The organism is Ruegeria sp. N10 (genome assembly GCF_056531545.1).
Window position 1 is genome coordinate 81,502 of record NZ_JBQFLY010000010.1, and the last position, 25,116, is coordinate 106,617.

29 protein-coding genes are annotated in these 25,116 nt (G+C 61.0%); 17 read left to right on the top strand and 12 right to left on the bottom strand.

Features of this window, described 5'->3' with window-relative positions:
• Positions 1-92: 92 nt before the first annotated feature.
• The 4 genes from ACR0JI_RS14185 to ffh are packed head-to-tail and all read right to left on the bottom strand — an operon-like array spanning position 93 to position 2,987.
• A complete protein-coding gene (locus ACR0JI_RS14185; RefSeq protein ID WP_209506121.1) occupies positions 93-389 on the bottom strand; it encodes a chorismate mutase in 297 nt (98 codons plus the stop codon).
• Complete coding sequence (locus tag ACR0JI_RS14190; protein WP_480494698.1) at positions 386-928, bottom strand: GNAT family N-acetyltransferase; 543 nt, start codon at positions 926-928, stop codon at positions 386-388. Before ACR0JI_RS14190 ends, ACR0JI_RS14185 begins: the two co-directional genes overlap by 4 nt.
• On the bottom strand, positions 925-1,479 hold the full coding sequence (locus tag ACR0JI_RS14195) for a GNAT family N-acetyltransferase (protein WP_480494696.1): 555 nt from the start codon (positions 1,477-1,479) through the stop codon (positions 925-927). Before ACR0JI_RS14195 ends, ACR0JI_RS14190 begins: the two co-directional genes overlap by 4 nt.
• On the bottom strand, positions 1,479-2,987 hold the full coding sequence (ffh, locus tag ACR0JI_RS14200; protein ID WP_480494694.1) for a signal recognition particle protein: 1,509 nt from the start codon (positions 2,985-2,987) through the stop codon (positions 1,479-1,481). Before ffh ends, ACR0JI_RS14195 begins: the two co-directional genes overlap by 1 nt.
• A 258-nt stretch (positions 2,988-3,245) precedes the next feature.
• Here ffh and ACR0JI_RS14205 point away from each other — a divergent pair, with 258 nt between their 5' ends.
• A complete protein-coding gene (locus ACR0JI_RS14205; protein WP_480473925.1) occupies positions 3,246-4,133 on the top strand; it encodes a sulfotransferase domain-containing protein in 888 nt (295 codons plus the stop codon).
• A gap of 3 nt (positions 4,134-4,136) precedes the next feature.
• Here the strand turns inward: ACR0JI_RS14205 and ACR0JI_RS14210 are convergent, their stop codons facing one another.
• Entirely contained in the window at positions 4,137-4,652 is a 516-nt protein-coding gene (locus ACR0JI_RS14210) for a hypothetical protein (RefSeq protein ID WP_480473924.1), read from the bottom strand.
• Positions 4,653-4,739: 87 nt separating this feature from the next.
• Here ACR0JI_RS14210 and ACR0JI_RS14215 point away from each other — a divergent pair, with 87 nt between their 5' ends.
• Entirely contained in the window at positions 4,740-5,270 is a 531-nt protein-coding gene (locus ACR0JI_RS14215) for a prolyl-tRNA synthetase associated domain-containing protein (RefSeq protein ID WP_480473923.1), read from the top strand.
• Here ACR0JI_RS14215 and ACR0JI_RS14220 read toward each other — a convergent pair whose 3' ends face one another.
• Positions 5,271-6,008 (bottom strand): aspartate/glutamate racemase family protein, encoded by a 738-nt coding sequence (locus tag ACR0JI_RS14220; RefSeq protein WP_480494692.1) that lies wholly within the window; start codon positions 6,006-6,008, stop codon positions 5,271-5,273.
• 72 nt (positions 6,009-6,080) lie between these two features.
• Positions 6,081-6,662, bottom strand: a complete 582-nt coding sequence (locus tag ACR0JI_RS14225) for an FMN-dependent NADH-azoreductase (RefSeq protein WP_480494690.1) — start codon at positions 6,660-6,662, stop codon at positions 6,081-6,083.
• Between the two features lie 119 nt (positions 6,663-6,781).
• Here ACR0JI_RS14225 and ACR0JI_RS14230 point away from each other — a divergent pair, with 119 nt between their 5' ends.
• The 3 genes from ACR0JI_RS14230 (at position 6,782) to ACR0JI_RS14240 (ending at position 9,110) form a co-directional block, all read left to right on the top strand.
• A complete protein-coding gene (locus tag ACR0JI_RS14230; protein WP_480494788.1) occupies positions 6,782-7,660 on the top strand; it encodes a LysR family transcriptional regulator in 879 nt (292 codons plus the stop codon).
• Complete coding sequence (locus tag ACR0JI_RS14235; RefSeq protein ID WP_480473918.1) at positions 7,657-8,571, top strand: DMT family transporter; 915 nt, start codon at positions 7,657-7,659, stop codon at positions 8,569-8,571. Before ACR0JI_RS14230 ends, ACR0JI_RS14235 begins: the two co-directional genes overlap by 4 nt.
• A gap of 125 nt (positions 8,572-8,696) precedes the next feature.
• Positions 8,697-9,110, top strand: coding sequence for a universal stress protein (locus ACR0JI_RS14240; RefSeq protein ID WP_480494688.1), 414 nt, complete (start codon positions 8,697-8,699; stop codon positions 9,108-9,110).
• Here the strand turns inward: ACR0JI_RS14240 and ACR0JI_RS14245 are convergent.
• Positions 9,107-9,442 (bottom strand): ArsR/SmtB family transcription factor, encoded by a 336-nt coding sequence (locus ACR0JI_RS14245; RefSeq protein ID WP_480473915.1) that lies wholly within the window; start codon positions 9,440-9,442, stop codon positions 9,107-9,109. The genes ACR0JI_RS14240 and ACR0JI_RS14245 overlap by 4 nt on opposite strands.
• Before the next feature lie 84 nt (positions 9,443-9,526).
• Between ACR0JI_RS14245 and ACR0JI_RS14250 the strand changes: the two genes are divergently transcribed.
• From ACR0JI_RS14250 to ACR0JI_RS14280, 7 genes are all read left to right on the top strand, one after another.
• Positions 9,527-10,438, top strand: a complete 912-nt coding sequence (locus tag ACR0JI_RS14250) for a DMT family transporter (RefSeq protein WP_480494686.1) — start codon at positions 9,527-9,529, stop codon at positions 10,436-10,438.
• Between the two features lie 184 nt (positions 10,439-10,622).
• Positions 10,623-10,955: an AtpZ/AtpI family protein gene (locus ACR0JI_RS14255; protein WP_480494684.1), complete on the top strand. Its 333-nt coding sequence runs from the start codon at positions 10,623-10,625 to the stop codon at positions 10,953-10,955.
• 2 nt (positions 10,956-10,957) lie between these two features.
• Positions 10,958-11,743: a F0F1 ATP synthase subunit A gene (locus tag ACR0JI_RS14260; RefSeq protein WP_267366759.1), complete on the top strand. Its 786-nt coding sequence runs from the start codon at positions 10,958-10,960 to the stop codon at positions 11,741-11,743.
• A 48-nt stretch (positions 11,744-11,791) separates the two neighbouring features.
• The gene (locus tag ACR0JI_RS14265; protein ID WP_005981269.1) at positions 11,792-12,016 is read left to right on the top strand and encodes a F0F1 ATP synthase subunit C; all 225 of its coding nucleotides are present in this window, start codon (positions 11,792-11,794) and stop codon (positions 12,014-12,016) included.
• 86 nt (positions 12,017-12,102) lie between these two features.
• Positions 12,103-12,654: a F0F1 ATP synthase subunit B' gene (locus ACR0JI_RS14270; protein ID WP_480494682.1), complete on the top strand. Its 552-nt coding sequence runs from the start codon at positions 12,103-12,105 to the stop codon at positions 12,652-12,654.
• A gap of 5 nt (positions 12,655-12,659) precedes the next feature.
• Complete coding sequence (locus tag ACR0JI_RS14275; protein ID WP_480494680.1) at positions 12,660-13,220, top strand: F0F1 ATP synthase subunit B; 561 nt, start codon at positions 12,660-12,662, stop codon at positions 13,218-13,220.
• 201 nt (positions 13,221-13,421) lie between these two features.
• The gene (locus ACR0JI_RS14280; RefSeq protein WP_480494678.1) at positions 13,422-14,255 is read left to right on the top strand and encodes a hypothetical protein; all 834 of its coding nucleotides are present in this window, start codon (positions 13,422-13,424) and stop codon (positions 14,253-14,255) included.
• Positions 14,256-14,285: 30 nt separating this feature from the next.
• Here ACR0JI_RS14280 and ACR0JI_RS14285 read toward each other — a convergent pair whose 3' ends face one another.
• Positions 14,286-15,056 (bottom strand): FCD domain-containing protein, encoded by a 771-nt coding sequence (locus tag ACR0JI_RS14285; RefSeq protein WP_267365974.1) that lies wholly within the window; start codon positions 15,054-15,056, stop codon positions 14,286-14,288.
• 150 nt (positions 15,057-15,206) lie between these two features.
• Between ACR0JI_RS14285 and ACR0JI_RS14290 the strand changes: the two genes are divergently transcribed.
• The 5 genes from ACR0JI_RS14290 to ACR0JI_RS14310 all read left to right on the top strand — a co-directional run bounded on the left by ACR0JI_RS14290 (position 15,207) and on the right by ACR0JI_RS14310 (position 21,925).
• Complete coding sequence (locus ACR0JI_RS14290; protein WP_480494677.1) at positions 15,207-16,400, top strand: aminotransferase-like domain-containing protein; 1,194 nt, start codon at positions 15,207-15,209, stop codon at positions 16,398-16,400.
• Positions 16,401-16,426: 26 nt separating this feature from the next.
• On the top strand, positions 16,427-16,852 hold the full coding sequence (locus tag ACR0JI_RS14295; protein WP_480494675.1) for a hypothetical protein: 426 nt from the start codon (positions 16,427-16,429) through the stop codon (positions 16,850-16,852).
• Between the two features lie 140 nt (positions 16,853-16,992).
• Complete coding sequence (locus ACR0JI_RS14300) at positions 16,993-20,448, top strand: chromosome segregation SMC family protein (RefSeq protein WP_480494673.1); 3,456 nt, start codon at positions 16,993-16,995, stop codon at positions 20,446-20,448.
• A gap of 53 nt (positions 20,449-20,501) precedes the next feature.
• Positions 20,502-20,852: a hypothetical protein gene (locus ACR0JI_RS14305; protein ID WP_480494786.1), complete on the top strand. Its 351-nt coding sequence runs from the start codon at positions 20,502-20,504 to the stop codon at positions 20,850-20,852.
• A 272-nt stretch (positions 20,853-21,124) separates the two neighbouring features.
• Positions 21,125-21,925, top strand: a complete 801-nt coding sequence (locus ACR0JI_RS14310) for a hypothetical protein (protein WP_480494671.1) — start codon at positions 21,125-21,127, stop codon at positions 21,923-21,925.
• Positions 21,926-22,000: 75 nt separating this feature from the next.
• On the opposite strand, the gene ACR0JI_RS14315 is transcribed toward ACR0JI_RS14310, so the two are convergent.
• The 3 genes from ACR0JI_RS14315 to cobD are packed head-to-tail and all read right to left on the bottom strand — an operon-like array spanning position 22,001 to position 25,058.
• Positions 22,001-23,164 carry a lytic murein transglycosylase gene (locus tag ACR0JI_RS14315; RefSeq protein ID WP_480494669.1) on the bottom strand — a complete coding sequence of 388 codons (1,164 nt, stop codon included), beginning with the start codon at positions 23,162-23,164 and terminating at the stop codon, positions 22,001-22,003.
• 11 nt (positions 23,165-23,175) lie between these two features.
• Entirely contained in the window at positions 23,176-24,096 is a 921-nt protein-coding gene (gene cbiB / locus ACR0JI_RS14320; RefSeq protein WP_480494667.1) for an adenosylcobinamide-phosphate synthase CbiB, read from the bottom strand.
• A complete protein-coding gene (cobD, locus tag ACR0JI_RS14325) occupies positions 24,093-25,058 on the bottom strand; it encodes a threonine-phosphate decarboxylase CobD (RefSeq protein ID WP_480494665.1) in 966 nt (321 codons plus the stop codon). The genes cbiB and cobD overlap by 4 nt, the downstream gene beginning before the upstream one ends.
• Between the last annotated feature and the right edge of the window lie 58 nt (positions 25,059-25,116).

The window sequence follows — 25,116 nt, forward strand, 5'->3', positions numbered from 1 at the left end:
GGTATCTCCTTTGAATGGCATCACGCCGGAGGCGTGTATTTGATTGGCCGGTGTGTTTTCCGGTTAATTCTGATGGTTGCTGAACCTCTGGTTCACCCTTGGTGTTTCCTGTGGTGTCGGATGACTTCCTGAATGATGAAATTCAGAAAAGCCTTGGCGAAATCGGGGTCCAGATCGGCCTCTTTCGCCAGGTCTTCAAGCCGTGCGATCTGCGTGGCCTCACGCGAGGGATCGGACGGGGGAAGGTTGTGTTCGGCCTTGAGCTTGCCAACGGCCTGTGTGTGTTTGAACCGCTCGCCCAGCGTATAGACAAGGATCGCATCCAGCCGGTCGATACTTTCGCGATGCTCTTTCAGCAATGCAGCCGCGCGTGTCACGGGGTTGTTCATTGGCCGGTCCTTTCGGGTGTCGAAACGTCAATCTTGGGGTGCCGCCACACCTGGCAGGGCTGGCCCAGCAGTTCGGCATTGTCACGCTCCAGCGTTGCGCCCAACCGTTCGGCCAAAGCGCGCGAGCGATCGTTTTCGTGGGCGATATACGAAATCACCCCGTTTAGGCCCTGATGCCGCGCCGCATAGGACCGGGCGGCAAGCGCGGCCTCATAGGCAAAACCTTTGCCTTCGAAATCTTCCATCACGGTCCAGCCCAGTTCAGGCTCGTCCCAGCCGGGGGCGTCAATCAGGCCGACGCCGCCAGCGAACCGACCGCTGGATTTCTCGGTCAGGTGCCAGAGGCCAAATCCTTTCAACGCCCAGTGCCCAAGGCGTCTGGCCAACATGCCCCAGCTTTCCAGCGCGTCCCGCGGGCCGCCCACCATATGGCTGCGCTCGGTCGCAAAGAATGCGGTCAGCGCAGGCAGATCATCCAGATGCGGCGCGCGCAGGATCAGACGTTCGGTTTCAACGGTGGGGATGGTGAACGCGGTCATGCGTAGGCCTCCATCCCGCCATTCACCAGATCCGCAGGCGCGGGGTGCCGCCAGATCTCGGACCTGCCGAATTTGGGGTGGTCATAGTGATACTCGAACTGCGCGCCCAGCCGTTTCGCCACCGCCTTGCTGGCATGATTGTCCAGATCAATCAGCGAGATCGCCGTTTCCCACCCCAGAACATCATACGCATAGGAACGTGCGGCCAGTGCCGCCTCGGTCGCGTAACCCTTGCCGGTGGCGTGGTTCATCAGTGTCCAGCCGATCTCGGGTTCGGGCCAGCCTTCGGGGCACCAAAGCCCGATCCGCCCGACATAAGTGCCCGAGGCTTTTTCCTCAGCACTCCAGAACCCGTAACCGCGCAGGGACCAGTGGCCCAGCAGCGAAGCGATCAGTCGCCAAACCTCATCCCGGCGCAGTGGTCCGCCGACGAACTTCGCCGCATCGCTGGCAAAAAACGCGGTATCGGCGTCCAGATCAGCCTCGGACGGCGCGCGCAGGATCAGGCGCTCGGTTTCAAGCCGGGGGATATGTTGGGCGAAGGCGTTCATTACTTCTTCTTGCCAAACCCGCTCAGGCCCTGAGGCAGCCCAATGCCGCCGCCCAGACCAGGCAGACCACCGGGCATCCTGCCGCCCATCGCCTTGGCCGCCTGTTCCAGTGCCTTGGGGTCCATGCCAGCGGCCAAGTCTTCGGGGCTGGGGCCACCTTTACCGAACATGCCCTTCATGGCCTGTTTCAGCATCTTGCCTTTGCCCATCTTGCCCATCTTTTTCATCATGTCCGACATCTGCCGGTGCATCTTGAGCAGCTTGTTGAGGTCGCTGACCTCCATCCCCGAACCGGCTGCAATCCGTTTCTTGCGGCTGGCTTGCAACAGTTGCGGGTTGGCGCGTTCGCGTTTGGTCATGGACTGGATCAAGGCGATCTGCTGGCGCAGGATCTTGTCGTCCAGACCCGCCTGATCCATCTGCTTGGCCATTTTGCCCATGCCCGGCATCATGCCCATCATGCCCTGCATGCCGCCCATCTGGATCATCTGTTCCAGCTGCATCTTCAGGTCATTCATGTTGAACTGACCTTTGACCATGCGCTTCATCATGCGCTCGGTCTGTTCCATCTCCATCGTTTCCTGGGCTTTTTCGACCAGGGCAACGATGTCGCCCATGCCCAGAATACGTCCGGCGATCCGGTCCGGCTCGAAGGTCTCCAGCGCGTCCATCTTCTCGCCCAGACCGACAAAGCGAATAGGCTTGCCAGTCACCGCGCGCATAGACAGCGCCGCACCACCGCGCCCGTCCCCGTCCATCCGGGTCAGGACCACGCCCGAGATACCGACCTTGGCGTCGAATTCTTCGGCCACCTCAACGGCGACCTGACCGGTCAGGCCGTCAACCACCAGCAGGGTCTCGCGCGGGTCAACAGCGTTGCGGACCTGTTCGACCTCGTCCATCAGCACTTCGTCGATATGCAGGCGACCGGCGGTATCCAGCATGTAGACGTCATAGCCGCCCAATGTGGCTTGCTGCTTGGCGCGCTTGGCGATGTCGACGGGTTTCTGGCCCGGTACAATCGGCAGCGTGTCAACGCCGACCTGCGCGCCCAGAACCGCCAGCTGGTCCATCGCCGCCGGGCGATAAACGTCGAGCGAGGCCATCAGGACCTTCTTGCCCTCTTTCTCTTTCAGGCGCTTGGCCAGTTTACCGGTGGTGGTGGTCTTACCCGAACCCTGCAGACCGACCATCAGGATCGGGGCAGGCGGGTTGTCGATCTTCAGCTTTCCGGGGTCTTCCTCGCCGCGCAGGGTATCGACCAGCGCGTCATGCACGATCTTGACGACCTGCTGACCGGGGGTGATCGACTTGGTCACCGCCTGACCGGTCGCCTGGTCCTGCACCTTCTTGACGAATTCACGCGCCACCGGCAGCGAGACGTCCGCCTCAAGCAGGGCAACGCGGACCTCGCGCAGGGCGGTCTTGACGTCTTCTTCAGACAGGGCACCCTGTTTGGTCAGCCGGTCAAAGACGCCGGAAAGGCGTTCGGATAGATTTTCAAACATGCCTTCGGCCTCCTTAGCCGGTTATCTGATGGCGCGTCCTAGATAGGATGCGTCGGTTAAATGCACAAACGCCCCCACGGGCGAAACTCGCTGGTGGGGGGCGATCCCTGAAGGACTCAAGGGACCGGAAGATCAAGACGCTTCCGGATGTTTGGCGGTCATCTACGCCTCTGGGCGCTGCGAGTCAAGGCAAACGCTTTGAGCATCTGGCCACTTGGTGTAGCGTCCAAAGGTCGGGGTCAGTTTTGGAGTTTGGTCATGAGTCAACCATTGCCGCAGCGCACCAAGGATTATGTCGGTGAAGTCACAAATACCGATATCTGGTCCGACTTCGTAATCCGTCCCGATGACATCTTTGTCTGCACGCCTCCCAAATGCGGCACCACGTGGACGCAGACGCTGGTACGAATGCTGATCACCAAAACCGCGGATCCAGTCGTGTACAACAACGCGGTCTCTCCCTGGCTCGATTGCGGGTTCAGAGATCGTGAGGAGCAGGACAGAATACTTGCCGCACAGACGCACAGACGGTGCATCAAGACCCACACGCCATTGGACGGGATCACCTATTCCCCGGATGCGGCCTATCTGGTGGTGCATCGCCATCCGGTTGACGTGCATTTCTCGCTGCGCCGCCATGTGGAAAACATGAAAGACGACTGGCTGGACTACCTGTTTCCCGATGATCTTTCCGAAGCCTTCGCGATGTTTCTGGACCGGCCCGCCTCGTCAAAGGGCACCGACGATCTGACGCTGGCCTCATACGTCCACCATTACCGTTCATTCTGCGCGTTCCGGCATCTGCCAAACATCCATTTCCTGCATTACGCCGAACTCAGCCGCGATTTGCCGGGGCAGGTGGCGCGGATCGCAAACATCTTGGGGACCGAGATCGCACCAGAAATGATCGACGATATCGCTGAGGCCGCAAGCTTTGGTTCAATGAAGGAAAACGCCCGGCGCGCTTCGCAGCAGCCCGGTTTCAAAAGCGCATTTCAGGATTACGCGCAGTTCTTCTCGTCCGGGACCAGCAACAAATGGGAGGGCAAGCTGACCGCCGATGACATGGCCCGATACGACGCGCGCCTGTCCGAAATGGTGACACCGGCCGATCGAGCCTGGCTGGAGCATGGACAAGTCCTGTAATCGTCAGGCCTGTTCCTTCGTGTCTTCCTGCTGCGCGGGCAGCCATGCGTTGACCGCGTCAACCAGTTTATGCGCGCCGCGCCCGTTCGAGAACGCATCGACAATCGGATGACGCCCTTCGCTCATTCCCTTGTCCAGCACCAGAACCGGGCGATACAGCGTCGAACTGCTGCTGTCGCTGCGGAAAGTCGAGCTTTCAACTTCGGCATGGGACAGGCTGGACAGCTGATGCTCGACCGCTTCATAGCCAAAGACAGACTGCCTGCGGATCAGAATGCGGTTCTTTGTGCGGTCCAGAATAACCTGAACCCGCCGCACGAAAACGCAGAACGCCCCGACACCTAGCCCGCCGCCGATTAGTGCAAAGAACAGCCCGAACCAGATATTCTCGCCGCCGTCACTGACCATGACCAGCCCTGCGCCGACAAAGGTCAGTATGAAAAAGACCAGCATGATCCCGATGAACCAGGGCGAGTCGGCAAGGATCAGTTGGGTCGGAGTGTTTCGAGTGACTTTCATGGCGGCACGCTAGCACCGTTTTCTGCTCTGCCCCAGCTTGAATTCGCCGCCATGTTGCGCGATGAGCGCTACAAACAGGAGGGCCCCATGGACGCATCATCCACATTTCAGGATACATTGCCGCTCAGTTCTGACGCGCTGTTGGCGCAGCTGGATGACTGGGGGCTGCCCTACCGCCTGCATACCCATGTTCCTTTGCGTACGGTCGAGGACTCCAAGGCCGTAGAAGGCCAGTTCATGGTGCCGGGCGAGAACGCGTTGCGGGTCAAGAACCTGTACTTGCGCGACAAGAAAAAGCGCAACTACCTGGTGACGCTGGAACAAAGCCGCGAGATTGACCTCAAGGCGCTGGGCGCAGAACTGGGTGTCGGCGCCCTGTCTTTCGGTTCGGCAGACCGGCTGTTGCAGAACCTTGGTATTCGCCCCGGTGCGGTCAGCCCGCTGGCGATGATCAACGGCGTGCAGAACGATGTGCAATTTTTCATGGACGCCGCTGCCCAAGGGGCCGAGGTGATTTATATGCACCCGTTGGTCAATGACCGTACCGTTGTGATGAAACAATCCGACGTGATGGCGTTCTTCGATCGCATCGGTTGCACCGTTATGTGGCTGCCCTGATCACTCAAGCGCCAGTTTCAGCGCGGCGGCGACATGAGCGGCGGACGGGTTGATGAACAGGTGCCCGTCGGCCTCGAATACCGGGTCATCCAGATACTTTGGAAAGGCCAGCGGCAGCTCGGTACAGGCCAGCAGAATGGCGGTTCCGGGACGGGCATGTTTGTTGCAAAAGGCCAGCAACCTTGCGCGCGCTGCATCAGAGGCACCACCGTAGAAATCACTGTCGATCATGGCCTGCATCTCGGAAATCTCGGGGTCGGGCAGCCGCGCATTCGCAGTGATGCCCTCGGCCGCCAGACGATCCGCATAGTTGGTGGCCTGCATCGTCACGGTTGTTCCAAGCACCAATGCGTTAGACACGCCTGTGTTGGCCGTGGCCTCTGCCGTCGCGTCGAAAATGCTGAGAATGGGCATGGAAACACCCTGTCTGATCGCGTGCAACCGCGCGTGCGGGGTGTTGGACGCTATGATGCCAAAATCGCATCCTGCGCGCTCCAGCGTCAGCAGCGCGTCGCGAAACACCGCATCAAACGCCGCCCAGCTGGCTTCGTCCCCGGCGACACCCCGCAAGGCGCGGGTCTTGGCCTGTGTGACGGACTCGATGGTCATGGCAGGGATCGGCAAGGGCGCGCCGTGGCCGCGCGCCGCAAAGTGAAGCCCGGCACCCTCGGCAATCGCCCTGTAGTAGTCCACGGTCGAGGCCCAGCCCACACCGCCCAGAATTCCGATCTTCTTCATGCGCGCCATCCGGTCCGCCAGTTCCATCTGACCAGCAGACTGGACGTTTCAGAGATCATTGACCAGTGGCGATCAGGCCGCCAGTTCTGTTACCGCCTTTTTGGCGCTTTCCAGCGCGGCTTCGGGGTTCACCGCCATCTGATCCGCGGCGATGACCGCTACATCATGGATGCCGATAAAGCCCAGAACGTGACGCACATAGTTGGTGGCAAAGTCGATTTCGGATCCGACAGCAGTACCGCCCGACGCGATTGCCAGAATGGCGCGTTTACCCTCCAGCAACCCTTTTGGGCCGTTCTCCGAATAGGAAAAGGTCAGGCCCGCGCGGGCGACCAGGTCGACCCAGGCCTTGAATGCAGCGGGGACCGAGAAGTTGTAGATCGGCAGGCCGATAACGATGGTATCAGCCTCTTGCAATTCGGTCACCAGCGCGTCCGAAAGGGCCAGCCGGTCGCGTTGCAGGTCGTCGCGCTGCTCGGCCGGAGTAAAGTTGGCGGCGATCCAGTCTTCGGTCAGCAGGGGCAGGGGGGTAGCCAGATCTCGGCGGATGATGCGGGCGGCACCCAACTGCCGGACAATGCGGTCAGACAGGTCGCGGGTGGTCGAACCCGCGCGGCGGGCAGAGGCGTCGATATGCAGGATGGTTTTAGCCATTTTTCGGGTCCTTTAGGTCAGGGAAATCTTGTTCTGATCCCAATATGGCTGTTGCGTTTGCGAACAAAACTCGGATACATCAACAGCTATTGTTAGAAATTGCACAGAACGGTGTGACGATGGACAATTGGGATGAGGTGCGGACCGCCTATCAGGTGGCGCGCATGGGAACCGTCAGCGGCGCGGCCGAGGTTCTGGGCGTGCACCACGCCACAGTGATCCGCCACATCGACGCGATCGAGGCCCGGTTGGGTGTCAAACTGTTCCAGCGCCACGCGCGGGGATATACCCCGACCGAAGCGGGCGACGATTTGCTGCGCGTGGCGCAGGCCACCGAAGACCAGTTCAACCAGCTTGTCGGCCGGATGAAGGGGCGCGGTGACGATGTATCGGGTGAACTGGTGGTGACGTCGCTGGGCTCCATCGCGCCTTTGGTGGTGCCGACGCTGACCGAGTTTCAAAAGATGCACCCCGAGCTGATCGTGCGCTACCTGACCGGAGACCGCCTGTTCCGGTTGGAATATGGCGAGGCGCATGTTGCAATCCGCGCGGGATCAGCCCCGGATCAGCCCGACAACGTTGTGCAACCCTTCCGGCAGGAAGAAGTCGGCCTCTATGCCAGCACCTCTTATATCGAACGGCACGGCAAACCTTCGGGCATCGAGGATTTCGGGAACCACCACTTCGTCAGCTCTGACGATGAAGGCAGCCGAGCGCCGTTCACCCGGTGGCTGCGCAACACGGTATCCGCCGACCGCATTACCTTTCGCTGCACCAACAATTTCTGTATGCGCGAGGCCGTTCTGGCTGGGGCCGGTATCGGCTTCATGGCCCGTTGGGAGGCCGCCCGTCATGAAAGTCTGGTCGAAGTGATCGACCCGCTTCCGGAATGGTTCGGCAACCTGTGGCTGGTGACCCATGTGGACCTGCACCGAACCACCAAGGTGCAAACGTTCCTGAGTTTTCTGAAAGAGGCCTCCAAAGGCTGGTGCCCATGAATCCGCAGATGCGCGGCCATCTGGCCATGCTGACTTTTTCGGCCCTTGTTGCAGGCAGTTTCTCGCTTGGGTCGATGATTGCCAACGAAATTGCCCCTGCTGCCCTGAATGCGGTGCGCTTTGCCTTCGCGGCTGTGGTGATTGGTGTGGCGGCCTTGGCAACAACCGGTCTGCCCCGCAGTGCCGCGCAGGCGCCCTGGCGGTATCTGGTGCTGGGCGGGTTGTTCGCCACCTACTTTGTCCTGATGTTTTACGGGCTGCAAACCGCCCCGCCGGTCAGCGCTGCCGCGGTTTTCACCCTGACCCCCGTTGTCTCGGCCATTGCGGGCTGGGTCCTGCTGCGCCAGATCACCACGCCGCGCATGGCAATAGCCCTGTCCATCGGTGCGATTGGGGCGCTGTGGGTGATCTTTCGGGCCGACTGGCAGATGTTCCGCGCCTTCCAGATCGGCGAGGGCGAGGTCATCTATTTCTGGGGATGCGTCGCGCACGCGATTTACACCCCCATGATCCGCAGACTGAACCGCGGAGAACCTGCCGTCGTGTTCACGTTCGGTACGCTGGTTGCCGGGTGCCTGTTATTGGTCCTGTTCGGCTGGTCTGACCTGAAGGCAACCGATTGGGCAGCTCTTCCCGCCATCGTCTGGATCGGGTTGTTCTATATCTCGTTCTTCGCAACAGCGGCCAGTTTCGTTCTGGTGCAATTCTCCTCGCTCCGGCTGCCGTCGGCCAAGGTCATGGCCTATACCTATCTGGTGCCAAGCTGGGTGATCCTGTGGGAAATCGCGCTGGGCAAACCTGTCCCGACGGGATTGATCCTGGGCGGTGTGGCGCTGACGGTCATTGCGCTGCTGATGCTGCTGAAAGAAGAGGCCCCGCGCTCCATTCCCCAACGCCGGGCAGCTGAGTAACGCCGCTCCCGGTCTGAAACCGGTACAGATTGCCCACGAACTCCAAAAGCAGAATCTGTTGAGCCAGATCAAGGCAGGCCCTTGGTCTCATGACTACCTTGGAAGGCGGACAAAAGGAGGAGATTATGTTCAAACATATCATGCTGCCGATTGACCGCCACCTGCCGCCCGAGGTTCGCAAGGCCGCAGATGTCGCCGCTCAAGTGGCAAAATGGCAGGGCGCCAAGATCACTCTGGTCAGTGTCAGCGGGGCCCATATGGGTGCATCCTCGGAAGCCGAGGCCGAGATAGACAAGCAACTGGCCGACTTCACCGAACAGCTTGTATCAGAAGGCGCGGGCGAGGTCGCGGTGCGCAAGATTCACTCGGTTGATGTTGCTGCCGAAGTGGACAGCGACCTGACCCGCGCGGCGGAAGAGATTGGTGCAGACCTGATCATCGTGGGCACCCACGCGCCCCGGATCACCGATTACATCTTTTCCAGCCACGCCGGATATCTGGCCAAACATGCCAGCATGTCGGTCTTCGTCGTGCGCTAGGCCTCATCCGAGATCGGAAGCTCGACTTCCAGAAACCGTTCGAACGCATCCAGGTTGATGGGTTCGAACTGACCGAACCCCTGCATCCAGACCGAAGCGGTGCGCAACGCGTCGGGTTCCAGCTTGCACCACTTCACCCGGCCGCGCTTTTCCTGTGATATCAGCCCGGCCTTGGTCAGGATGACCAGATGTTTCGAGATCGCCGCCAGCGACATCTCGAACGGCTCGGCGACATCCGTCACGGCCATATCGTCCTCCAGCAGCATCGCCAGAATGGCGCGGCGGGTGGGGTCGGCAAGGGCCGCGAACACGGTGTCGAGATCGTTGGACATGGGTCTTTCCTAATGGGCGAGAACCCGTTTGACAATTTACCCTATCACGTCACTGTGCAGCGGTGATGCACAAAGGGGGCGGCAATGGCGCTGAAATACTGGCTGGTGATCTGCGTCCTTGGCATCGGGTGGGGCATGTCTTTCATGTTCAACGCCATATTGTTGCGCGAACTTGGGCCGTTATCCGTATCGTTGGGACGGGTTGCATTTGGGGCTCTGGGCTGTTGGATCTATGTGATTGCCGCCCGTATGCCGGTTCACCTGACACTCGGGCGCGCCATTGGACTGCTGGGGTTCGGGGCGCTCAGCTATGCTGCACCATTTGCGTTCTATGCGCTTGGGCAGCAGCATATCGCGTCCGGCGTGGCAGGGATCGTGAATGCGACAACACCGGCCTTTGCCGTTATCGTTTCGCATTTCTGGCCGGGAAGCGAGCGTGCGACGCTGTTGAAATCCCTTGGCGTAGTGTGCGGCTTCATTGGGATTGTCGTGTTGTCCGTCCCGATTTTGCACAATGGCGAAACATCTCAGTTCTGGGCGGTTCTGCTGACCCTGTGCGCACCCATATGTTACGCGTTTTCTGTCAACATTGCGCGGGCCTTCCGCGACATGCAGCCGGTGGTGCTGGTCGCCCTGGCACTGACCGGGGCGGCCTTGGCAATTTTACCCTTGGCACTTTGGCGTGAAGGCCTGCCGATGATCGAGCGCACTGAAACATGGCTTTCGTTGTTGATGATCGGATTTGTGCTGACCTCGGCCGCTTTCATTGCCTTCTACTGGTTGCTGCCCAGAGTCGGGCCAACCAACATTTCGACCGTCACGCTGATCGCACCGGTTTCCGCCCTGATACTTGGAACCTGGGTTTTGGGGGAAACTCTGCAACCCGAACATTTGATGGGCATGGCGGCGATTTTTGCCGGGCTCTTGCTGATCGACGGACGCCTTGTTCGACGCCTGTGGCCGCAGCTAGCGCGCAAAGATCAACCAAAAGGTTGAATATGGGTTTTGGGGCGATTACTGCCGCTCAGGCCAAAGGCAGGCAATTCGATCGGGCGAGCAAGCCAAAAATAACTGTTTAAAAACAAATTATTAGCCTGCGTCATTTCACACCATCAACGCCGTTGACTCTGCGCCTTTCGCGCCTTAGCACCATGCGCAAGACAGCGCGAGGATTCCGTCCGTGACCGATGACGACCAAAAGCAGCGTATGGCGCAGCTTGAGGCCAAGATCGAGGCGGCGAAAAAGGCCAGAAAGCCGGCTGCCCGCGCTGACAGTGACATATCCGGGGGCGAGCTTGCCTGGAGGATGGTCATCGAAATGGTTTCCGGTCTGGGGATCGGATTTGGCATCGGATACGGGCTGGACAGCCTGCTCGGGACAATCCCGATCTTTCTGGTGTTGTTCACATTGCTGGGCCTTGTCGCGGGCGTGAAGGTTATGCTCCGCAGCGCGAAAGAGGTTCAAGATAAACAAGCGGCCCATATGCAGGTCGAAAAGGACGAGAGGGACTGAACGTGGCAAGCGAGACCACCGCAGCACACGGCGCCGAAGGCGCAGACCACGCAGCAGAAGCCAGCAGCCTGGTGTTTCACCCGATGGACCAGTTCATCGTCAAGCCGCTGTTCGGTGGCGAGATTGCCTGGTACACCCCCACCAACGTGACCCTGTGGCTGTTCCTGGCCATCGTGGCGATCTTTGGCCTGCTGGTTCTCAGCACGTCAAAGCGCGCCATCGTCCCTACCCGGATGCAGTCGATTGCGGAACTGGCCTATGGCTTCATCTACAAGATGCTGGAAGACATCTGCGGCAAGGACGGCGTCAAGTTCTTCCCCTATGTCATGACCCTGTTCATGTTCATCGTGACCGCGAACTTCCTGGGCCTGATCCCGACCTCGTTCACCACCACATCACATTTCGCCGTGACCATCCCGCTGGCGCTGGCCGTGTTCCTGACCGTGACCATTCTGGGTTTCGTCAAGAACGGTGCCGCGTTCCTGGGCCTGTTCTGGGTCTCCAGCGCGCCGCTGGCGCTGCGCCCGATCCTGGCGATCATCGAGCTGATCTCGTACTTCGTACGCCCGGTCAGCCACTCCATTCGTCTTGCCGGTAACGTCATGGCTGGCCACGCGGTGATCAAGGTGTTTGCAGGCTTTGCCGCAATTTCCCTGATCTCGCCCGTGTCGGTTCTGGCGATCACCGCAATGTACGGTCTCGAGGTCCTGGTGGCCTTCATTCAGGCCTACGTATTCACCATTCTGACCTGTGTTTATCTGAAAGATGCGCTGCATCCTTCGCACTAAGGTCCGATAACCCAACATCGAAACTTCCAATTCGTAAGGAGAAACATCATGGAAGGCGATCTCGCACACATCGGCGCAGGCCTGGCAGCAATCGGTTCCGGCGCAGCCGCAATCGGGGTGGGCAACGTTGCAGGCAACTTCCTTGCCGGCGCTCTGCGCAACCCTTCGGCGGCTGCTTCGCAGACCGCAACCCTGTTCATCGGTATCGCATTCGCAGAAGCCCTGGGGATCTTCGCATTCCTGGTCTCGCTGCTGCTGATGTTCGCCGTCTAATCTGCGGAACCTGATCCTTACGCGCAGGTGGGTCCAAGCCATAGCGGCCCACCTGTTGTAAAGACAACGTTCCGACGGAGGACATCATGGCGACTGAACCCATTAGCGAAGAAGTAGTTGGCGCGTGCGTCGACTCGCATGGCTCTGCCATCGGGATGCCGCAGCTCTGCTTCGATTGGTTCCCCAACCAGATTTTCTGGCTGGTCATTACGCTGGTCGTCATCTTTCTGGTCCTGTCTCGCGTGGCTCTGCCCCGCATCGCGGCAATCCTGGCCGAGCGCCGGGGGACCATTACAAATGACCTGGCTGCGGCCGAAGATCTGAAGGCCAAAGCGGTCGAGGCCGAAGAGGCCTATAACAAGGCGCTGGCCGATGCCCGTGCCGAAGCGCAGCGTATCGCGGCCGAAGCCCGTGCTGAAATCCAGGCTGGTCTGGATGACGCGATTGCCAGGGCGGATGCGGAAATCGCTGCAAAGGCGGCTGAATCGGAAAAGGCAATTGCCGAAATCCGTGCCGGTGCGCTGGAAAGCATTCAAGTGGTCGCCAAGGATACGGCGGCTGAACTGGTCACCGCGCTGGGCGGCGAGGCGGATGCCAAAGCCATCGACAGTGCCATTGACACGCAGATGAAAGGATAAGTGACATGCGGAACACTCTTGCCCTTATCCTGATCGTTGGTGCCGCCAGCCCCGCGCTGGCTGCAAGCGGCCCGTTCTTCTCGCTTGGCAACACCGACTTTGTGGTCCTTCTGGGCTTCATCGTTTTCATCGCGGTCCTGTTCTACTTCAAGGTGCCGGGCATGATCGGCGGTGCGCTGGACAACCGTGCCGAAGGCATCAAGGCCGAGCTGGACGAAGCCCGCGCCCTGCATGAAGAAGCACGCAGCCTGCTGGCCTCGTACGAGCGCAAGCAGCGTGAAGTGCAGGCACAGGCCGACGCGATTGTCGAGGCGGCCAAACAGGACGCGGCTCTGGCTGCGGACCAGGCGAAGGTCGATCTCGAAAAGTCGATCGAACGCCGTCTGGCTGCTGCGCAGGACCAGATTGCCTCGGCCGAAGCCTCGGCTGTGAAAGACGTGCGCGATCAGGCCGTTTCGGTTGCGATTGCCGCTGCCGGCTCGGTTCTGGCCAAGCAGATGACAGCCGCGCAGGCGAACAAGCTGATCGAGGTCTCGATCGCAGATGTGGGCGCCAAGCTGCACTGACGGGGACACCGACAGGTAAAAAACGCAGATGACCCGAGAGCATTGCGCTGTCGGGTCTTTTGTTTTGGTGACGGGGCTGATTGTATTGACCGCAACATCACCCGGATTCTGTACCCTTCTGAGGGTCTGAAGGTCCCCTTCGGGATCGACGGGTGCAAAAAGAACAGGGAAAGACGGGCCGTGGCAGGCGAAGACGTTTCGATGAATATTGTTGGAGTGGTCAGGAACGGCGGGGCCGCGCTGATCGAAAGCATCAACAGGATCGAAGACCTGACCACCCGCTTGCACCGCTATTCCGTGACCATTGCGACAAACGACAACACCGATCGTACGGATCGGGTTCTGTCCGAATTCGCGCGCCGCGACCCGAATGTGGACCTTGTCCGCATGGACGGTCTGGCGTCCAGACTGCCAGACCGGGTCGAGCGCATCACGGCGGCCAGAAACGCTGTCCTCAACAGGCTGGAAGAACGCGACAGCGGTCACGACCTGACCTTGGTGCTGGATCTGAACGGGCCGAATGTCTGTCTGGACGCTCAGACGGTTCTGACGGCCGCACAACGTTCCGTACCACGCTGGGAAGGTGTCTTCGCCAATTCCAAACCGGCCTATTACGATATCTATGCCCTGCGCTGCGCAGGCTGGTGCGACGAAGACGTCTGGCAAAGAATTCGGACAACGCGCAAGCCCCTGTTCGGGCGCCGCAAATGGCGGAAAGTTCTGCTGAAATCAGCGGTTTTCGACCGCCAGTATCACATTCCGTCCGATATGCCCCTGATACCGGTCGATAGCGCCTTTGGCGGCGCAGGATTGTACAAGACACGCGCCCTGCGTGGCCTGCGCTATTCCTGCCGGGATGAAAAGGGCGACCTCGTGTGCGAACATGTGATGCTGCATAAACACCTCAGGGACCGGGGCGCGCGGCTGTTCATCGACCCGGCCCTGACAACCATCGCCCCGAATGACGATCTGGGCGAAGGCAGTGGCACACCCTTCCCGTCACACCTGATCCAGGCCGAGACCGGGGCCGCCTGAGCTCCGCTCCCGGAAGGCCTTCGGAAAGCGCTAGGCCTGACGGGTTTCGTGCTGCAACCTTTGCTGCGCAACGGCCTCGTTCCGCTCTGCCTTCTGCTGATCGATCATGCAGCGCTCGACAAAGCTCAAATGCGTTTCGACGGCCTGACGTGCGGCTGCCGGATCGCGGGCCTGAAGGGCTGCGTTGATAGTGCTGTGCTGGTCCAGAATGGCCTCGCGGGTCGCGCGCTGCCGGAACATTGTCCGTCGGTTATAGAACACTCCCTGCACCAGCAGGTCATACATTGACCGCATCATGTGCAGCATCACCACATTGTGGCTGGCTTCGATGATGGCCATGTGAAACTCGGCATCCAGCTGCGCCTCTTGGTCCGCGGCGTTCCGGTCATGGGCCGCCCGCATCTTGTCATAGATCGCCTGAACAACCTTCAGGTCGCTCTCTGATCCCAGCCGCGCGGCCCGTTCTGCCGCCAGCCCCTCCATGTCGCGGCGAAAGGACAGGTAATCGAATACGGCCTCGTCATGGCTGCTGAATAACCGGATCAGTGCTGGCGAAAAGGCCGACCCCAAAACCTCGGCCACATAGATCCCGGACCCGGCTTTTGTTGTCAGCAACCCCTGTTCCTGAAGCTCGGACACCGCATCGCGCAGGGACGGGCGCGACACGCCCATCCGTTCGGCCAACTCACGCTCGGGCGGCAGACGCTCACCGGGGCGCAGGATGCCGCGCAGGATCAACAGCTCGATCTGGCGAACGACCGCAAGCGACAGTTTTTCCGTCTGAACTTTCTGAAAAGGCATGGTTCGTTCCGAAATTGGTCAACTCATTTGACCATGGACAGGGGGGCTGTTCAAGAATACCCGGTCAAATCCGCTGAAATATTAGGTCAGAAGTGTTGACTTTAATTTGATAAAGCATAGGCTGCGCCGAAATGAGATCGGAGGAGCCTCATGTCCCAACACCCATTGTTTGCCACCCGGGCCTCCCGGATGAAGGCGTCAGAAATCCGCGAGCTGCTGAAACTGCTCGATCAGCCCGGTATCATTTCGTTTGCCGGTGGCATTCCGGACCCCGCGCTTTTCCCGGCTGAGGCTTTCGCGCAGGCGTTTCAGCAGGCATTGGGGCCGGACATGCAGGCGCAGGCGCTGCAGTATTCGGTCAGCGAAGGCTATGCGCCCCTGCGCCGGTGGCTGGTGCAGCACATGCGCGAGATCGGGGTGGAATGTGACATGGATAACGTCCTGATCACCTCGGGCTCGCAGCAGGCGCTGGATTATCTGGGCAAGCTGTTCCTGTCCCCCGGCGACACGGCCTTGGTCGGGTGGCCCACCTATCTGGGCGCTCTTGCCGCGTTCAACGCATATGAGCCGCGCTTTGACCGGCTCAATGGCAACAAGGGGGCCGATGAATTCAGGGCTGCGGCAGGGAATGGCGCCGTGAAATTCGCCTATCTGTCGCCCGATTTTGCCAACCCGACAGGCGAAACCCTGACCCGCCCGGGCCGTGAGGCCTTGCTGGACCTGACCGACGAACTGGACTGCGCGTTGATCGAAGACGGTGCCTATCAGGCGCTGCGCTATGACGGTGATCCGATCCCGCCGATCCTGGCTCTGGAACAGGCGCGCAAGGGGTCGATCGAAAACTGCCGGACGATATACTGTGGCAGCTTCTCGAAAACCCTGTCACCGGGTCTGCGCATGGGGTGGGTGGTTGCGGCCAAGCCGATCATCTCGCAGATGGTTCTGCTGAAACAGGCGGCGGATCTGCATTCGGCGACCATCAACCAGATGGCCGTGCATCAGGTCGCGGAAGCGTGCTTTGACACCCATATCCCGAAAGTGCGCGACACTTACCGCGCGCGCCGTGATGCGATGCTGGATGCGCTGCAACAGCACATGCCCGACGGGGTGGCGTGGACGCGCCCCGAAGGCGGTATGTTCGTCTGGGTGACACTCCCGGCGGGGATCAGCGAGTCTGACCTGCTGGCGCATGCGCTGGATACGGTGAAAGTGGCCTTTGTGCCGGGGCAGGCGTTTTTTCCAGACGGCAGCGGGGCAAACACGATCCGGCTCAGCTTCTCGAACTCGGACGAGGCGACGATCCGCGAAGGCATCCGCCGGTTGGGCGAGGTTCTGCGCGCCTGACGTCTGGAAATGTTCTGTTAACCAATATGCTGCAACTCTGCGGCATGATCCGGTTTCTCGCACCTCTTCTGCTGGCCGCCTGCGCCGCCGGGACCCCGCATTTCCGCGACGTTCCTGCCACCCGCGTGGCGGTGAACGGCAGTGTGTTCGACGTGCGCGTGCGCGGCGATCTGGCCGAGGCGGTGCGGATCAACGCGCAATACGCCCCGCGGCTTGGCCCTGTTCGGGATCGCGCCGCGCTGGCCATGGCGCAGGTTTCGGGCTGCCCGATCCTCGACGTGCTGGGCGACGCGGCTGTCACGGTTGGTGTTCTGGGTTGTGACCGCGAGGCGGGGGAACGGCTGCTGCTGACTGCCGTCTCGACGCCCAGATATGAATGTATCGACTATGGTATCTACGAAAATGTCGGGGGCGACAGCGGCTATCAGGTCTTTGAATGCAGCCCATACTGACATACGCGTGTTCCTGCGCATTTCGGCAAGATGTTGTGGATAACTTGCACTGATATCCCATATCCTGCGCAACTGCGTTGACTCGGACCCCATCCCTTGCGCAGACTTTCAATTCATAGGAATCACGGGACACGCGGCCATTGCGTTTCAGCAAGCTCAAACTGACCGGCTTCAAAAGCTTTGTTGATCCGACCGATCTGATCATCGCGGACGGGTTGACCGGTGTGGTGGGTCCGAATGGCTGTGGCAAGTCCAACCTTTTGGAAGCCTTGCGCTGGGTGATGGGGGAAAACCGCCCCAAATCCATGCGCGGCGGCGCGATGGAGGATGTGATCTTTGCCGGTGCCGCCACACGGCCCGCCCGCAATTTCGCCGAAGTTGTCCTGACCATGGACAATTCCGAACGTCTGGCACCCGCGGGGTTCAATGACACCGACCAGCTTGAAATCGTGCGCCGGATCACCCGCGATGTCGGCAGCGCCTACAAGACCAACGGCAAGGATGTGCGCGCGCGCGATGTGCAGATGCTGTTTGCGGATGCCTCGACCGGTGCCCATTCCCCCGCGCTTGTGGGGCAGAACCGCATCGCCGAGCTGATCAGCGCCAAACCCCGCGCCCGCCGTCGCATTCTGGAAGAGGCCGCCGGGATCTCGGGGCTGTATCAACGCCGGCATGAGGCCGAGTTGAAGCTGAAAGCGACCGAGGCCAACCTGACCCGCGTCGATGACGTGCTCGAGCAGTTGGGCGGGCAGCTTGCGCAACTGGCCCGTCAGGCCCGTCAGGCCGCACGCTATCGCGAAATCGGCGAACAGCTGCGTCAGGCCGAGGGGATGCTGCTCTATCGCCGCTGGAAAGAGGCCGACATGGCCCGCCAGCAGGCTGAAGACAAGCTGCGGGCCCGGATTTCCGAGGCCTCCCGCGCCGAGGCCGAAGCCCGCGCCGCAGCAGCAAAAAGGGCCGGGATCGAAGAAACCCTGCCCCCCCTGCGCGAGGAAGAGGCCATCGCCGCCGCTGTCCTGCAACGGCAGCAGGTGCAGCGCGATCAACTGACCGATCAGGAAACCCGCGCGCGCCAGACCATTGAAACACTGACCAGCCGCATTCATCAACTCGGCAAGGATATCGACCGGGAAACCGGCCTGAACCGCGATGCTGGCCAGATGATCGAACGGCTGGAATGGGAAGCCCGCGAACTGGCCAAGGCCGCCGAAGGGCATGACGCGAAGGTGGCGGAAGCCGCAGAAATTGCCCGCGAAGCCGCGTCGATCCTTCAGGACCGCGAAGACCACCTGTCGCAGCAGACCGAAGATATGGCGCGTCTTGTCGCCCGTCACCAGTCGGCGCAGCGTCTGGTCGAAGACAGCCGCAAGACGCTGGCACGCTCTGAGGGCGAAGAGGAAAAAGCCCGGCTGGCCGTGGATGAGGCCAAAACAGCCCTGACCCGTGCCAGCGAGGCGTTCGAAACCGCGCAGGAAAGCGAGGAAGAAGCCCGCGAAGCCGCCGAGGCCGCCGAAGAGGCGCTGGCCGCCGCAGATGAGTTGCGCAATGAAACGCAGGCCCGCGAAGCCGAGGCACGCGCGCAACGATCCGAGGCCGAAGGCGAATTGGGTGCAATCCGCGCCGAAACCACCGCGCTTGCCAAGCTGGTGGAACGCGACACGGCCGAGGGCGGGCAGGTGATGGACCTGCTGCGCGTGGAACCGGGTTTTGAGAAGGCTCTGGGTGCTGCGCTTGCCGATGACCTCCGTGCGCCGCTGGTCGAAGGTGACGGCCCGTCCGGCTGGGTTCAGGTGGCAGGTTATGACAGTGATCAGCCCTTGCCAGATGGGGTCGACCCGCTGGCGCTGCACGTGTCGGGGCCGGACAGGCTCAGCCGTCGCATCGCGCAGATCGGACTGGTCGATGCGGATCAGGGCGCGCGGCTGCAGGCGTCGTTGAAGCCGGGCCAGCGTCTTGTGTCCCGCTCCGGCGATCTGTGGCGCTGGGATGGGTTCCGCGCCTGGGCCGAAGATGCGCCAAGTGCGGCGGCGCTGCGGCTGGAACAGCTCAACAAGCTTGAGGCGCTGAAACAGGAACTGGCCCGCACCGAGGCGCAGGCCGATGGCGCCCGCGCCGCGCATGAAACCTTGTCGCAGCAACTGGCGGACGTGACCGAGGCCGACCGCCGCGCGCGCGAAGCCCGCCGCGCCGCTGATCAGCGCATGGCCGAAACCGCACGCCAGCTCAGCCGCGCCGAGGCGGATCGCAACCTCGCGCAGGGCAAGCTGGAAACCCTGACGCTTGCCGTGGATCGACACAAGGAAGATGCCATGTCCGCCCGCGTGCAGCTGCGCGAGGCCGAGGCGGCGCTGAACGATCTCGGTGACCTCGACAGCGCCCGCGCCGAGGTTGAGGACATCAAACAGACAGTCGAGGCGGCGCGGATCACCATGCTGACCCACCGCTCGACCCATGATGAGCTGCGCCGTGAAGGCGACGCCCGCACCCGCCGCACGCAGGAGGTCACCAAGGACCTGAGTGGCTGGCGGCACCGTCTGGAAACGGCCGAGAAACGGATTTCGGAACTGGCCGAGCGCAAGGAAAGCTCGGAAGAGGAGCTGACCGAGGCCATGGCCGCCCCCGGTGAGATCGCCGAGGCACGGGAAGAGCTCAACGAGTTGATCGAAGCCGCCGAAGCCCGGCGGGCCGATGCCGCCGACAAGCTGGCCGAAGCAGAAACACAGTTGCGCGACGTGGTGATGGCCGAGCGTGAGGCGGAACGCCTGGCCTCGGAAGCCCGCGAAAACCGCGCCGCAGCCGAGGCGCGCAGTGAAGCGGCAAAGGAAAGCGTGCTTGCGGCGGCAGAACGGATTGCCGAAGACCAGCAACTGACCCCGAACCAGTTGCTGAACCAGCTGGACGTCAACCCCGACCAGATGCCCGCCGCGGATGCTCTGGAAGCCGAAGTGAACCGCCACAAACGCCAGCGTGACGCCATGGGCGCGGTGAACCTGCGGGCCGAGGAAGACAGCAAGGACGTTCAGGAAGAATTTGACACGCTCAGCAGTGAAAAGGCCGATCTGGAAGAGGCGATCAAAGCTCTGCGCAGTGGCATCTCCAGCCTCAACCGCGAAGGGCGCGAGCGTCTGTTGACCGCGTTTGAACAGGTGAACTCGAACTTCGCGATGCTGTTCAAGCATCTCTTTGGTGGGGGCGAGGCCAATCTGGTCATGGTCGAAAGCGATGACCCGCTGGATGCGGGGCTGGAAATCATGTGTCAGCCGCCGGGCAAGAAACTCTCGACCCTCAGCCTGCTGTCTGGCGGCGAACAGACCCTGACAGCGACCGCGCTGATCTTTGGCGTTTTCCTGGCCAACCCGGCCCCGATCTGTGTGCTGGACGAGGTTGACGCGCCGCTGGACGATGCCAACGTCACCCGCTTTTGTGACCTGCTGGACGAGATGTGCCGCCAGACCGACACCCGTTTCCTGATCATCACCCACCACGCGGTGACCATGGCGCGCATGGATCGTCTGTTCGGCGTCACCATGCAGGAACAGGGCGTCAGCCAGCTGGTTTCGGTCGATCTGAAGAAGGCCGAGCAGATGGTGGCCTGACCGCTCACCGCAACGTTATGATGATTGCAGGCATAACGCGCTACCTTGGCCTCATGACGCGTTTCCTGATCTCCGCCCTCATCGCCGCCACCCCGGTTGTCGCCGCCGACTGGCCCGTCAAACCCGGCGATGTCCCGCTGACAGTGGCCGAGCTTGACGCCCTCGCGGGCCAGACGCTGACCTTTTACGATGATGGTCAGGCCAAGTTTTCGGCCGGTGGGGCCTATTCCTATACCTACGCGGGAGGAGATTCCGCCTTTGGAACCTACGCCATCGCCGATGACGGTTCCGTCTGCATTGCGTACCGCAACGGGTTCAGCCGCTGCGACCTGTATGTCCGCAGCGGCGAGCGGCTGATCCTGATCGATCAGAAAGGGGATCGATACCCGGTGCGGCCCGAATAAGGAAGTCAGCAGTTCAGGACGGTCACTTTGGCAATGGACCAACCCGTGCAGCGTACTGAACCCGCGGCAGGTGCCAAAGGCTACGCCAGGAACATTAGCCCAAAAATGCACGCCCGAAGATAGGCCAGAACCAAACTGTGGGCACCTCGACACAGCGCGCTGGCGCAAAGCAGGGTAAGTCGTGCCAAAACCGCCGCCGCGGTTGACGAGCCACGCACCGCTTCGTTAGTGCAGCAGCGACCCCGTTTCGGCTTAGGGCAAGAGGTGCTGTATTGGAATTTCAAGTTGCAAGTTTCTGGTTTGGCTCGCCGTTATCTTGCGTTGAAAGAGTATGCATTCAGTCCTTTCTGGATCATGGCTATGTTTTCCACCTGTACGTGCTGGATCTGAACATAGATGTTCCCGAAGGGGTCGTTGTTCATGATGCCCGCGAAATCTATACAGATGAAACCACCGAAAACCTGACCGGTGGCCGGAGACGCATGGCGGTCTATTCAGACATCTTCCGGATCCACATGCTGCAAAAAACCGACTATGTGTGGGTTGATCTGGATATCTACTGCATCCGGCCGCTGGATGTTCCACCGGACTATCTGTTTGGTGTCGTCTGGCGCAATAAGGCGATGAACAATTGCGTTTTGCGTCTTCCCAAAAATTCTCTGGCACTGAAGCTGATCCTGAATTTCCTTGAATCAGAAGTCCCGATCCCGTTTTGGTTGGGCAGTGATCACATTGAAAAACTGGTCAAACGCTATGAGGCGGGCGAGACACTCACGCTCTACGACCTTCCGTGGACGACAACCGGCCCAAGCGTGACCCGCTGGGCGCTGGGGGTCACCGGTGAAATCGACCGAGGCCAGCATTGGCATTTATATTGGCCGCGCCGCGGGTTTCTGGACCCGGTCGAGAACATTGAAGACTACGAACCCGATTGGGCCCGGTTTCACCATTTCCAGGGCGAAACCCGCAGTGGTATTCGCAGCAAATTTGGCGGTATTCCTCCAAAGGGAAGTTACATTGATATTGTCTGTCAAAGACATGGAATTGACCCCAAGAAATATCCGGTCACATAATCAGCGGCGACGGTGCCGATATCGTCAAATAATCTTGGGGGTTCGCGTCATACCACAGAAGTGCGGGCCGCTGGATCAGAGTTTTTCCAGCAACTCCATCGTTGGCCACGCATCCGCAGGCAGGCCCAAACGGTTCTGTTCGGCCTGCGTTGCATCCCGTGTTCCGGCGCCCAGAATCCCGTCGATCTTGCCTACATCATATCCTTTGGCCTGAAGCTTGGTCTGCAACTGTTTCATCTGCGCGCCACTCAGGCCCTGCGCGGGATTGCCCGCATCATAGATCTGGCCGCCTTCAAGCCGTGTTCCGAAATAAGCGGCGGTCAGAACATAGACAAAGCTCTGGTTCCATTCGAAATAGACGTCGAAATTGGGGTAAGCCAGAAAGGCAGGCCCGTTGCGCCCCTGTGGCAGGATCAGCGAGGCGGGCAGGTTGGCCAAGGACCCGCCGCGCGCCTGAACGCCCATCGCCTGCCATTCCGCCACCGAACGCGGTTTGCCGGGGCCGGACAGGGACCAGTCCATCTGCGCGGGCACGGTGACCTCCTGCAACCAAGGCTCACCCGCGCGCCAGCCCAGATGAGACAGCATTCTGGCCCCCGACATCAGCGCATCAGGGGCCGAGCTTTTCAGGCGGACATGCCCGTCACCGTCACCATCGACGCCGTTTTCCAGTATGTCACGCGGCAGCATCTGCACCATGCCGATCTCTCCGGCCCATGCGCCGGTGGTGCGGGCCGGGTCGAAATCACCGTTCTGATACAGCTCGATGGCGGCGAAGATCTGCGGTCGGAACAGCTCCGGGCGGCGGCAGTCATGGGCCAGCGTCACCAAGGCGTTGCGGGTGTTGAAGTCGCCTTGAAACGATCCGTAATCGGTTTCAAATGCCCAGAAGGCCAGCAGCACCCCGCGGGAAATGCCATACTCGCGCTCGATCCGATCAAAGACCGCATCGTATTTGCGCGACATCGCTTGCCCGCGCTCGATCCGGTTTTGCGAAATCAGACGACGAGAAAATTCAACAAAGGGCTTCTGAAAAACGCCCTGCGCCCGGTCGGCCTTCAGCACGGCGCTGTCCTGCTGCACCCCGTCAAAGAACCCGTTCACTGCTGATTTGTCCAAACCTTGCTGCACGGCCTCGGCCTTCAGCCCTTTGACAAAGGAATTAAAACCACCGCCACATTGCGCCAGCGCAGGTGAGGTGAACAGGGCAGCGGCGAACAGGCCAGAGAGTATACGCATGAAAAGGTCCGTCAGAATATCAGTTTGGCCCCAACCCACACTGACACGAGCCCAAGCGCAAGCCCCCAAACCCGCCAGAGCATGTCACATGCGCGAAAAACTTCTGATGCGCCGATCTCGCGCGGGGCGTCACCATTGACCCAGGCCAGATCGCGCACCTGCCCATCATAGCTGCGCGGGCCAGCCAGCGCGACATTCAGGGCGCGGGCCATGGCGGCCTCGGGCCAGCCAGCGTTGGGTGAGATATGGCGTTGCGCATCCCGCACCATCTCAGACCAGCGAGACCATTGGCCGGACAGCGCCACGATCATCACACAGGTCAGGCGGGCAGGGATCAGGTTCAGCAGGTCGTCGAACCGGGCCGCGGCCCAACCAAAATCACGGTGCGTTTCGGTGCGATAGCCGATCATACTGTCGGCGGTGTTCACCGCCTTGTACACCAGCAACCCCGGAAGCCCCGCGACCAGAAACCAGAATGCGGGGGCAATGACCCCGTCGCTCAGGTTTTCTGCCGCACTTTCGATGGCGGAACGCGCCACCTGTGCTTCGGTCATATCCTGCGTGTCGCGCGAAACGATCATAGCCACCTGCGCCCGCCCGTCTTCCAGCGAGGTTTGCAACCCGTCACCAACCGCGCGGACATGGGCAACCAGCGACTTTTGCGCCAACAGGATTGCGCAGCCAAGAATTTCAACGACCGGCCCCAGCTGCGACAGACCCCATCCAAGACCCCATGCGCCGCAGATCAGAAGGGCAACCACCGCCACCCCTTTCAGTCGCCGACCGCGCCCGTGGTTCAGGCGTTTGTCCAGCCAGCCGATCAGGTTGCCGATCATCACCGCCGGGTGTTTGACGCGGGACCAGAGCCAATCGGGCTCTCCCAGTGCCGCGTCCAGACACAGGGCGCAGACCAGCATCAGGGCAGGGCTCACAGCGCGGCCTCCAGCCTGTCCCATCCCTTTTCTGGCGGCAGACCCAGACGCAGAAAGGTTGCTGAATAGGGAAAGATACGGCTCCAGATATGGGCGCGGGCCAGCCGGTCCTGCCAGCCCAAGGCGTCATCGACTTTGTAAAGACGAAACAGGCTGGTGCCACCGACAATATTTGCGCCCCTGGTCAGCATCAGCGCATCCAGCCGGGCCGCCTCATCCGCCAGTCGCGCGCGCGTGGCATCGGCCCAGTCATCGTCCGACAGGGCCTGTGTCCCAACCCGCAGGGCCGGGCCGGACACTGACCAGGGTCCGGTCAGGTCGTTCAGGCGGTTGATCAGTTCAGGCCGCCCGATGGCAAACCCAAGCCGCATCCCGGCCAGCCCCCAGAACTTGCCAAAGCTCTTCAGCACGATCACGCCGGGACGTTCCGCCAGATGGATCAACGATACCTCTGGCGTGACATCGCAAAAGCTCTCGTCGATCACGGTCAGCGGGGCCGAGACGTCGCTTTCCTGCCAGATACGTCCGTCCGGGTTATTTGGATGCACGATCACGCGGGCGTCAGCCGCGCCCTCAGGCTGAACACGCCACCCCTGCGCCGAAAAGGCGGCGGCGTGTTCGTTATAGGTAGGCGGTGTGATCTGGACACGCCCTGGCGCGGCTAGCGCCGGAATGCGAGAGATGACAGCCGATGCACCGGGTGCCGGCAGGATCGCAGCCCCCTGCGGCACGTTCCAGAACCTGCGGGCCGCATCACTCAGCCGTTCAAAGGCACCGTGATCCGGCAATTCGGCCCAATCCCCGGCGGTCAGGCCCGCAACGGCGTAAGGATGCGGATTGATTCCGGTCGACAGATCGATCCAATCTTCACGCGCTCCGCCATACCTGACAATCGCCCTGTCCAGCCCCCCGCCGTGGTCGCGAACTGCGCGGGGGTCCAAGCCGTGATCAAGTGTACTCATCTGCTCTCTCTGCGGGGATTGACCGGTTTCGGGGTGCTTCAAGCGGATTTTTGCCATT

Excerpts from the sequence above, each read along its gene's own strand:
- ACR0JI_RS14185 (WP_209506121.1), bottom strand. The coding sequence starts at position 389 with ATGAACAACCCCGTGACACGCGCGGCTGCATTGCTGAAAGAGCATCGC.
- ACR0JI_RS14190 (WP_480494698.1), bottom strand. The coding sequence starts at position 928 with ATGACCGCGTTCACCATCCCCACCGTTGAAACCGAACGTCTGATCCTG.
- ACR0JI_RS14195 (WP_480494696.1), bottom strand. The coding sequence starts at position 1,479 with ATGAACGCCTTCGCCCAACATATCCCCCGGCTTGAAACCGAGCGCCTG.
- ffh (WP_480494694.1), bottom strand. The coding sequence starts at position 2,987 with ATGTTTGAAAATCTATCCGAACGCCTTTCCGGCGTCTTTGACCGGCTG.
- ACR0JI_RS14205 (WP_480473925.1), top strand. The coding sequence starts at position 3,246 with ATGAGTCAACCATTGCCGCAGCGCACCAAGGATTATGTCGGTGAAGTC.
- ACR0JI_RS14210 (WP_480473924.1), bottom strand. The coding sequence starts at position 4,652 with ATGAAAGTCACTCGAAACACTCCGACCCAACTGATCCTTGCCGACTCG.
- ACR0JI_RS14215 (WP_480473923.1), top strand. The coding sequence starts at position 4,740 with ATGGACGCATCATCCACATTTCAGGATACATTGCCGCTCAGTTCTGAC.
- ACR0JI_RS14220 (WP_480494692.1), bottom strand. The coding sequence starts at position 6,008 with ATGAAGAAGATCGGAATTCTGGGCGGTGTGGGCTGGGCCTCGACCGTG.
- ACR0JI_RS14225 (WP_480494690.1), bottom strand. The coding sequence starts at position 6,662 with ATGGCTAAAACCATCCTGCATATCGACGCCTCTGCCCGCCGCGCGGGT.
- ACR0JI_RS14230 (WP_480494788.1), top strand. The coding sequence starts at position 6,782 with ATGGACAATTGGGATGAGGTGCGGACCGCCTATCAGGTGGCGCGCATG.
- ACR0JI_RS14235 (WP_480473918.1), top strand. The coding sequence starts at position 7,657 with ATGAATCCGCAGATGCGCGGCCATCTGGCCATGCTGACTTTTTCGGCC.
- ACR0JI_RS14240 (WP_480494688.1), top strand. The coding sequence starts at position 8,697 with ATGTTCAAACATATCATGCTGCCGATTGACCGCCACCTGCCGCCCGAG.
- ACR0JI_RS14245 (WP_480473915.1), bottom strand. The coding sequence starts at position 9,442 with ATGTCCAACGATCTCGACACCGTGTTCGCGGCCCTTGCCGACCCCACC.
- ACR0JI_RS14250 (WP_480494686.1), top strand. The coding sequence starts at position 9,527 with ATGGCGCTGAAATACTGGCTGGTGATCTGCGTCCTTGGCATCGGGTGG.
- ACR0JI_RS14265 (WP_005981269.1), top strand. The coding sequence starts at position 11,792 with ATGGAAGGCGATCTCGCACACATCGGCGCAGGCCTGGCAGCAATCGGT.
- ACR0JI_RS14270 (WP_480494682.1), top strand. The coding sequence starts at position 12,103 with ATGGCGACTGAACCCATTAGCGAAGAAGTAGTTGGCGCGTGCGTCGAC.
- ACR0JI_RS14275 (WP_480494680.1), top strand. The coding sequence starts at position 12,660 with ATGCGGAACACTCTTGCCCTTATCCTGATCGTTGGTGCCGCCAGCCCC.
- ACR0JI_RS14280 (WP_480494678.1), top strand. The coding sequence starts at position 13,422 with ATGAATATTGTTGGAGTGGTCAGGAACGGCGGGGCCGCGCTGATCGAA.
- ACR0JI_RS14285 (WP_267365974.1), bottom strand. The coding sequence starts at position 15,056 with ATGCCTTTTCAGAAAGTTCAGACGGAAAAACTGTCGCTTGCGGTCGTT.
- ACR0JI_RS14290 (WP_480494677.1), top strand. The coding sequence starts at position 15,207 with ATGTCCCAACACCCATTGTTTGCCACCCGGGCCTCCCGGATGAAGGCG.
- ACR0JI_RS14295 (WP_480494675.1), top strand. The coding sequence starts at position 16,427 with ATGCTGCAACTCTGCGGCATGATCCGGTTTCTCGCACCTCTTCTGCTG.
- ACR0JI_RS14305 (WP_480494786.1), top strand. The coding sequence starts at position 20,502 with ATGACGCGTTTCCTGATCTCCGCCCTCATCGCCGCCACCCCGGTTGTC.
- ACR0JI_RS14315 (WP_480494669.1), bottom strand. The coding sequence starts at position 23,164 with ATGCGTATACTCTCTGGCCTGTTCGCCGCTGCCCTGTTCACCTCACCT.
- cobD (WP_480494665.1), bottom strand. The coding sequence starts at position 25,058 with ATGAGTACACTTGATCACGGCTTGGACCCCCGCGCAGTTCGCGACCAC.